This is a genomic window from Rhodobacter capsulatus (assembly GCF_005144475.1).
GTDB lineage: Bacteria > Pseudomonadota > Alphaproteobacteria > Rhodobacterales > Rhodobacteraceae > Rhodobacter > Rhodobacter capsulatus_C.
In genome coordinates this window covers 1-7,262 of sequence record NZ_SWJZ01000094.1, presented here as the reverse complement: position 1 = coordinate 7,262, position 7,262 = coordinate 1, and the positions used below count along the sequence as shown (strand labels likewise).

Genomic DNA, 7,262 nt, shown 5'->3' with positions numbered 1-7,262 from the left:
CGGATGCCTTCCTGCGGCTGCTGCCCGCGCTCAAGGCCCGCGGCCTGACCACCTTCGGCGCCGTCCTGACCGAGATCCGCAAGCACAGCCGCCTCATGCGCGACATGAACGCCTGAAACTCAGCGCGCCACAAAGGGCAAATCTGCCGGTGCAGGATGGATTTTCCGGCGCGGTTTCCTAGATTGGGGCGATGACACCTGCGCCCCTTGCCCCGCCCGCTTCCTGGCTTCGTCTTGATCGCGTCAGCCGCCGCTTCGGCGCGGTGACGGCGCTTGCGGAGATTTCCTTCAGCCTCGGTCAAGGCGAAATCCTGTGCCTCTTGGGCGCTTCGGGCTGCGGCAAGTCCACGCTGCTGCGCCTGATCGCCGGGGTCGAGCGGCCCGACAGCGGCGAGATCACCCTGGCGGGGCGGGTGCTGGCGGGGCAGGGCGGCTGCGTCGCGCCCGAGGCCCGCGGCATCGGCTTCATGTTTCAGGATTACGCGCTGTTTCCGCATCTGAGCGTGGCGGAGAACGTCGCCTTCGGGCTGCGCGGCGCGCCCGCTGCGCAGGTGCAGGCCCGGGTGGCCGAGGTTCTGGCGGTGGCGGGCGTGCGCGGGCTGGCGGACCGCTATCCGCACATGCTCTCGGGCGGCGAAAGCCAGCGCGTGGCGCTGGCGCGGGCGCTGGCGCCACGGCCCGGGTTGTTGCTGATGGACGAGCCGTTTTCCAACCTGGATCAGGGCCTGCGCGACAGCGTCCGGGCCGAGACGCTGGCGCTGTTGCGTCAGCTTGGCGTGGGGGCGATCATCGTCACCCATGACCCGGCCGAGGCGCTGGCGGTGGCCGATCATCTGGCCGTGATGCATGCGGGCAGGATCGAGGCGATCGCCGATCCGCGCAGCCTTTATCACGCGCCGCCAACGCTTTACACCGCGCGCTTTCTGGGGCCTGGCAGCATCCTGACCGGCGTGGTGGCGGGCGGTGCGCTGGCGACGCCGCTGGGCCGGTTTGCCGCGCCGGGGCTGGCCGAGGGGCAGGCGGCGGTGGCGTTCTTCCGCCCGCAGGCGCTGGATCTGTGCGATCCGGCCGAGGGGGCGGCGGCACGGATCGAACGGGTCGAGTTTCTGGGCGCGCAGGAACGGCTGGTGCTGCGGCTCGAGGAGGGCGGGGCGGAACTGCGGCTGGATCTGCCCTCGGCGCGGCAGCCGCAACATCCGGCGCGGGTCGGTCTGCGGCTTGACCCGGGGGCGGTGCGGGTCTTTGCCGCTGCGCCGCCCTGCGCCGGGGGATGCCGTCCTGACGGTTTGAGTCACCTGTGACGGTCCGCCCCGCTTTGGGCGGACGGCGCCAGGCGGCCCCCTGTCGCGCAGGATCGGAGCCACCGGCTTGTCCGATGCCCGCAGCAGAGACCGGACCATGTCAGCACGCGGTGATGCGTCAAGACGACCCCGAAAGCGCCCTTTGATGCAAGGGACGGTTGCACAGCTCGCGCAGGGCGCCCCGGGGTGTCGGGGAGTGCCGCTGTCGTCAAATTGACGCGGGTGCGATGGCACGCCCCTTCCCACGCCGCGCACTTTCCCCGCCGGGTCTTGTTCCCGCGGATCCGCCGCCGGGATGCTTGGGCCTGTCCCGGCGATCGAACCGAAGGTGCGGCCGCCGATCTTGTCCCGAAGCGCTTCCGTGCAGTCCTGCGCCAGGATCACACCGCCAGACCTGATGATCAGACACCTGCGACGCGCGCCTTACGGCGCGACAGCCTCCAGCGCCTCCAGCGCCTGTTCGATGTCGCGTGTCGAAAACTGGGCCAGCGCCTTCCGGATCCGTTCTTCTTCCCAGGTCCACCACTCAAGTGCCAGAAGGCGGGCGATCTGCGCGTCGGAAAACCGCTTGCGCAGCGGCTTTGCGGGAATGCCGACGGCGATCGTGTAGGGTTCGATATCCGAGGTGACCAGAGCGCGCGTGCCGATGACAGCCCCGTGACCGATCCGGACCCCCGCCTGGATGATCGTATCACGGCCGATCCACACATCCGAGCCGATCACCACGCCAAGGTTGGGTATGTTTCCCGCCGGGCGTTCCGCCCCCGGCGCATTTCCGAACACCATGCCCATCGGATAAGTCGTGACAAAGTCGAGCGCATGAATGCCCTGCGACCCGACATAGATCGACACCTCGGCCGCGATGGAACAAAAGGCCCCGATCTCAAGGGAATGGACGGCTTTCTCGGCTTCATTCCATTTCAGCGAAGGGGTCCCGTAGCTGTAGGCCCCGACAGAAATCCGAAATCCGCGATCGATGAGAGGTTTCAAGCCGAAGGCGGTGGTCGGCGGCATCCGCGGGTGGTGACGTTCGATTGGTTCACTCATGGGAAACTCGTCAATGCGTGTTGCTGTTGGTTTCAGGATCAGCTGCGCTGAAGGAACAGCACGATCTGACCGGGTTGAGCGATGCTGATATCCGTGGCCACAAGGGTCCATCCCTTCCAGCGCTCGCGGACATAGTCGATGCTGGTCGACGTTTCTCCGAAAAAGGCGGTTTTGTCCCGGGTTCCCAGGTTGCCGCCGACAAGATGCGCAAAACCCGTGCTCCGGTGTTGCCGGATCATGCTTTCCCGCGTCGCGGCATCGAAGCGCGGCGTGTTCCAGAACGTGTCGCGGCGGATGGTGGCGGCAAGAACGCCCTTTGGCGCGATATAGGCGCGCAGCGCCTCGAGAACCTTGAATTGATAGGCTTCGTTGAGGTGGGTGAAGACGCTGAAGACATTGATCAGGTCGAAGGTCTGGCCCGCGTCGGCGGGAAGCGACTCGGGATAGGGGTCGCACTGGCGGAAGGTGCCCGGAACGTTGTCACGCTGGCAGATGGCGATCGATTCCGCCATCGGATCGAAGCCGTGGATTTGTTCGGCCGCAAGGAAGCGGGACAGAAAGCGCGGGATCCGGCCCCAGCCGCAGCCATGGTCGAGAAACACCATCTCGGTGGCGGGCTTGCCGCTGAGAAAGGAGGCATGGGCAAGCATCGACTTGATGTAGCTGGACGCGACCGTCACCATCTGCGCGCCGTGCGTTCCGGTCCATTTGATTTGTTCGGCTTCCGTCGGGGTCCGGGGCAGCAGGTTGCCCAATCGCCCGGCAGGACGGCCGACAAACTGCAGAAGGCCATAAACTTCAAGGGGAATATCCTGAAAAAGGATATTCAGGCGAGACTCGTGTTCTGCGGCGGCCTCGGCTCTGGCAACAAGTCCGCGGATATCCGCATCATTCAGCAAACCTGGATCACTCATTTCGAGTCCAACCTTTCAAATCAAGCCGACGTTTGGAAACGGTGTGTCTATTGCCGATAAAATCCCCGAATTCGGCCCGCAGAACAAGTTTTTTATTCAAACGGTGTCTGCCGTTGATTTTCTGCGGTTTTATTGGGTGCCGCGGCTTTCTTGTGCAAATCAGCTGACGGCCGGCCTTCCACGGCGTGGCGTTCTTGCCGGGCGGCATGACGGCATCGGCCCCATGTTCGGCCATGGCATCATCGCACTTTCGGGTGTCGCAGGCGCCGTCGGCCGTGACACCGGCGATGTCCTGATCGGCGGGGATCTGCGCCAACAGGTCGGGCAGCATGGGGCATCGCCGATGTCGCTTCTGGTGACCTCGACGGCCCTGACCCCAGTATTTTCGCGTCGATCCCGAGATGGACCTGGCGCCATCAGACTTGCTTGTCGGCTGCGCCGCCCAAGACATGCCGGGATCGAACCAGATCGTCAGCGTTCCACGGCGCGTGAGCGCCGTGTCATCCGCGGGCCGGTTCAGGCTCTTGCAGGCCGGAGCGGGTGGTCTGTAAGCGGTGCATCAGCCCGATAAATCCCGATTTTCGACCCCTGAGCGGAAAGATTCTTGGCGCAATTCCGCGCCCGGGTTCGACCCGCAGCAGGTCCGCACGGATCTTTTCGAGGACCGGCAGCGATCGCGCGCGGCGCAGCGCCTGGCGCGCCTCGGGCGGGCAGCCATGGACCCGTTCCTCGACCTCATGGACGGCCTTGAGCCTCTTGACCCCGCGCTTCGCAAGGGTACTCGGCGCGGCCTTTTGGCTGTCGGAGACCTTTCGGCGCGCATGCGGCCTGCCGCGCGCGATCTTCCCCCCGTCGTTCTGCCCCGGCCCCCGGCGGATCCGGTTGCAGGCCGTCCAGCCGTCGATCTGGAGGGTCTCGATCAGCGCGCCCCCGATCAACGCCCCGTCCGGCATGCGCTCCGCGACATGCCCGCCACGCGAGGCGTCGTGCTCGACATAAACCGCCGGTTCGGCCTCTTTGTTCCAGCCACGTTCATCGCGGCCGAGCCCCCAGAGCCAGGGGACCTCGCAGCCCCCTTTGGCCTGGGTGCGCAGCGGCGTCTCGTTCCTGTGCGTCGCATGCCCGCCGGTCACGTACCGTCGGTCACGTGCCGCCAGATTTCATCGCACACCGGCGCCAGGAACCCCGCCCATAAACCCCGCGATGTGGGTCGCGTTGCGGCCAGGCGTCTGGCGCGCCACGTTGAACCCGGCGTTGTCCAGTCGACGCCGCTGGCGGTCATGCGTCGCGTGTTCGTAAAATTTCTGGCAAACCGCCTCGACCACGATCCTGGGCCAGATCGTGCGCCTCCGGCCGATGAAGCCCTCGGCATGTGCGGACACGGGCTTGTGCTCCTTGCAGGCGGCGCTGCGGCTGCAGGCGCAGCGGGTGTAGATGTGCTTTTCCCAGACATGATGTTCCGGGATGACCCTGAGCAGGGTGCAGGTCCAGTGGCCGATCTCCTTCAGCTCGCCCCCGCGGGGGCAGTGCGTCTGCTCCGGATAATGCTTGATCTCGATGGTCTTGATGTCCTTGGGCATTTTCCGCTTCTGCCTGCCCTTGGGCGGTTTCTGCGTCTCTTCCTCCTCGTCGATGTCGTCGTCGGGCAGATCGAGGGTGCCGTCCTCGACGTCCTGGTAATTGTTGTCCGATCCGCCGACGAAGATCTTGTGGCGCAGGAGTTTCGCCTGCTCCTTCTCGTGACGCAGGCTCCGCTTGAGGGGGGCGATCTGACGCCGGGCGATGCTCTCGCGGGACACCACGTCTTCGAATTCCAGATGTACTCAGGTCAGGCATTCCTCGATGCCATGCCTGATCTCGGCGCAGTCGCCGGGTAGCGCGGCCAGCAAATTGGTGATTTCAGGGATGATCTCCGCCATCGGGCTGAGCGCGCCCTCGACCGTTTCCTCGGTCTGGACGGTCTCTTGCGCGATCAAGGGGGCGGTGTCCTCGGGCGGCAGGATCTCGCCAGTCAGGGGGGCGTCAGTCTGGTCTTTGTCAGCCATTTCCGGTGTCCTCATGCTTCGGGGCAGAGCCGCCCGGGCCGGGCGGTCCGTGGGAGGCGGACCCGATCGACAGGCATGAGAAGGCCAAGATACGAAGACGGGCCCCCGGACATGCGAAAAACGCGCCCGAAGCGATGCTTCTCGTGCTGTCACAGGGTCCGGTTCGGGACGGTCCTCACAAAGTTTCGGCGCTCGGGCGGCAAGAGAGCCTCTCAAGGGCCGTTTCAAGCCGCGTGTCGTCCGATTTTACGGGCGTGACTCGGCTCAGAAACGTCGGTCAGGAGAGCATCGATGCGAGACAAAACCCCACGTCCGATCCTTGAGGATCAGCGTATGAGCCGGGAGGCGGCGGGGGGGATATGAGCGTTCGGTGTCATCATGGCGATGAGATAAGGCGCAAATTCCGGGGCGATCAAGCCCGTTTTCGTCGGCCAAACCGATGTGGGCTAACCGCAACGGTATGATTTTCTTGTCAATTCCCGCAGCTCCGGAGGCTTGACACGGCGGGCCCGGCTTTTCATTTCATTCAAATCCGGGATGAAGCCGCCGAGCAGCAGATGTGCTGGCGTCGAGGGTTCTAAACCTCTCCGAAACGGCCAACCTCACAACTTCGCGATCGGGATTTGGACGGCCATTTTTTTCCGGGCGCGCCTTTTCCCTTTCGCGCCTGCGCGGTGAAGCCGCCTGCATGGGCCGGGCGCCTGTCGATGCCGAAAATCCGCGCCCCGAATGGATGTCTGGTCCTTAGGCTCTTCGTGGCCCACCATGGCGGTCGGTGTTCAGGCGCGATGCCGATGGTATGGTCCGGCCTGCGATGCGGCGCCAATCAGGAATGCGAGGAGAGGCTGACATGACGGACTGGAATGCGCGGCGCGAGGGCTGGACGCCGCAAGCGGAAGATGCCCGCGACATCGGGGATGTCGATTCCGCGCGGGTGATCCATTCGGCCTCCTTCCGGCGGCTGCAGGGCAAGACCCAGATCCTGAACCTCGGCGACAGCGATTTCTACCGCACCCGGCTGACCCATTCGCTGGAGGTGGCACAGATCGCCGGTGGCCTGGTGCGCCAGCTTGCACGAAGCTTTTCTTAAGGTTTGTCAACGTGGACCGCCACCACCTGGCAGCGACCGTTGCCCTGCGGTCCACGTCGAAAAACATTCAGGAAAGACGACCTTGAGGCCGCGGCACCGCACCTGTAGAAACCTACGATTGCCGCCGTTCGCTGACCCCATGGTGGACTGCGCACTGCGCAAGAAACGGCCCCGTTGTTCATGACGGCGCGTCGCGCATGATCGACTTACCCAGCCCATTGCCGCCTCTCGCATCATTGAGTGCCGCGCTCAGAAGCAACCACTCGAGCGGACCGCAACGAGGGTCCGAGCTGCCCATAGATTGCCCGCAAATCCCACGGCCCCTTGCGGCCATCCGTTGCATCGAAGACGAGCCGGGGCCGCTCGCGCTGCGCCAAGTGGCGTAAGGCGCAGATCGGCGCGCAGCCCGATAGCAGGTGCGGCAACACATCCGCTGAAACCGGCGATAGCTGCCTTTCGGTATCTTTGCAGGACATACTGTCAGGCGTGGAAAGCGGCTTTTGCACAGTCGTTGGCACGGCGGGCCGCGGGAACCGTCAGACCTTCAACTGCCGCCCCGGCCAACCGCAAATTTGGCGACAACCGACACGTCAGCCCGCGCGAGCCCGGATCGCCATAGCTCTCCGAAACGCCGCCCCGCCCGGTCAGCGGCCGGTCAGTCTGTCGGCCACACTTGCCAGCCGCGAGGTTTGCGCCCCGCCCGACGCCGCTTCGCGCCGGTCGGCAAGGGTGTACAGCCAATACATCCCCTGCACCCCCAGCCAGCGCAGCGGCTCGGGCTCCCATTTCCGCGGACGGCGGTTCACCCAGGGCAAGGCGGTGCGGTCGGTCTGCTTGTCAAGCAGCAGATCGGCCAGCGTCTGCCC

The 7,262-nt window shown here is 65.2% G+C and carries 7 protein-coding genes and 2 pseudogenes; 2 read left to right on the top strand and 7 right to left on the bottom strand.

Features of this window, described 5'->3' with window-relative positions:
* The first annotated feature begins 190 nt into the window (after nucleotides 1-190).
* Nucleotides 191-1,300, top strand: a complete 1,110-nt coding sequence (locus FBT96_RS17545; protein ID WP_136908942.1) for an ABC transporter ATP-binding protein — start codon at nucleotides 191-193, stop codon at nucleotides 1,298-1,300.
* 423 nt (nucleotides 1,301-1,723) lie between these two features.
* On the opposite strand, the gene FBT96_RS17540 is transcribed toward FBT96_RS17545, so the two are convergent.
* The 6 genes and pseudogenes from FBT96_RS17540 to FBT96_RS17515 all read right to left on the bottom strand — a co-directional run bounded on the left by FBT96_RS17540 (nucleotide 1,724) and on the right by FBT96_RS17515 (nucleotide 5,306).
* Nucleotides 1,724-2,347 carry a CatB-related O-acetyltransferase gene (locus tag FBT96_RS17540; protein WP_136908940.1) on the bottom strand — a complete coding sequence of 208 codons (624 nt, stop codon included), beginning with the start codon at nucleotides 2,345-2,347 and terminating at the stop codon, nucleotides 1,724-1,726.
* Nucleotides 2,348-2,385: 38 nt separating this feature from the next.
* Nucleotides 2,386-3,261: a class I SAM-dependent methyltransferase gene (locus FBT96_RS17535; protein WP_136908938.1), complete on the bottom strand. Its 876-nt coding sequence runs from the start codon at nucleotides 3,259-3,261 to the stop codon at nucleotides 2,386-2,388.
* A gap of 175 nt (nucleotides 3,262-3,436) precedes the next feature.
* Nucleotides 3,437-3,677 (bottom strand): annotated as a pseudogene (locus FBT96_RS21375) (transposase); the annotation flags it as partial.
* 84 nt (nucleotides 3,678-3,761) lie between these two features.
* On the bottom strand, nucleotides 3,762-4,394 hold the full coding sequence (locus FBT96_RS17525) for an IS66 family transposase (protein ID WP_169583557.1): 633 nt from the start codon (nucleotides 4,392-4,394) through the stop codon (nucleotides 3,762-3,764).
* Between the two features lie 27 nt (nucleotides 4,395-4,421).
* Nucleotides 4,422-5,060 carry a hypothetical protein gene (locus tag FBT96_RS17520; RefSeq protein WP_136908931.1) on the bottom strand — a complete coding sequence of 213 codons (639 nt, stop codon included), beginning with the start codon at nucleotides 5,058-5,060 and terminating at the stop codon, nucleotides 4,422-4,424.
* A 24-nt stretch (nucleotides 5,061-5,084) separates the two neighbouring features.
* The gene (locus FBT96_RS17515; protein ID WP_136908929.1) at nucleotides 5,085-5,306 is read right to left on the bottom strand and encodes a hypothetical protein; all 222 of its coding nucleotides are present in this window, start codon (nucleotides 5,304-5,306) and stop codon (nucleotides 5,085-5,087) included.
* Nucleotides 5,307-6,156: 850 nt separating this feature from the next.
* On the opposite strand from FBT96_RS17515, the gene FBT96_RS17510 reads away from it, so the two are divergent.
* Nucleotides 6,157-6,396 carry a hypothetical protein gene (locus FBT96_RS17510; RefSeq protein WP_394347684.1) on the top strand — a complete coding sequence of 80 codons (240 nt, stop codon included), beginning with the start codon at nucleotides 6,157-6,159 and terminating at the stop codon, nucleotides 6,394-6,396.
* A 644-nt stretch (nucleotides 6,397-7,040) separates the two neighbouring features.
* On the opposite strand, the pseudogene FBT96_RS17505 reads toward FBT96_RS17510, so the two are convergent.
* Nucleotides 7,041-7,262: pseudogene (locus tag FBT96_RS17505) on the bottom strand (FAD-dependent oxidoreductase); the annotation flags it as partial.

Excerpts from the sequence above, each read along its gene's own strand:
- FBT96_RS17545 (WP_136908942.1), top strand. The coding sequence starts at position 191 with ATGACACCTGCGCCCCTTGCCCCGCCCGCTTCCTGGCTTCGTCTTGAT.
- FBT96_RS17540 (WP_136908940.1), bottom strand. The coding sequence starts at position 2,347 with ATGAGTGAACCAATCGAACGTCACCACCCGCGGATGCCGCCGACCACC.
- FBT96_RS17535 (WP_136908938.1), bottom strand. The coding sequence starts at position 3,261 with ATGAGTGATCCAGGTTTGCTGAATGATGCGGATATCCGCGGACTTGTT.
- FBT96_RS17515 (WP_136908929.1), bottom strand. The coding sequence starts at position 5,306 with ATGGCTGACAAAGACCAGACTGACGCCCCCCTGACTGGCGAGATCCTG.
- FBT96_RS17510 (WP_394347684.1), top strand. The coding sequence starts at position 6,157 with ATGACGGACTGGAATGCGCGGCGCGAGGGCTGGACGCCGCAAGCGGAA.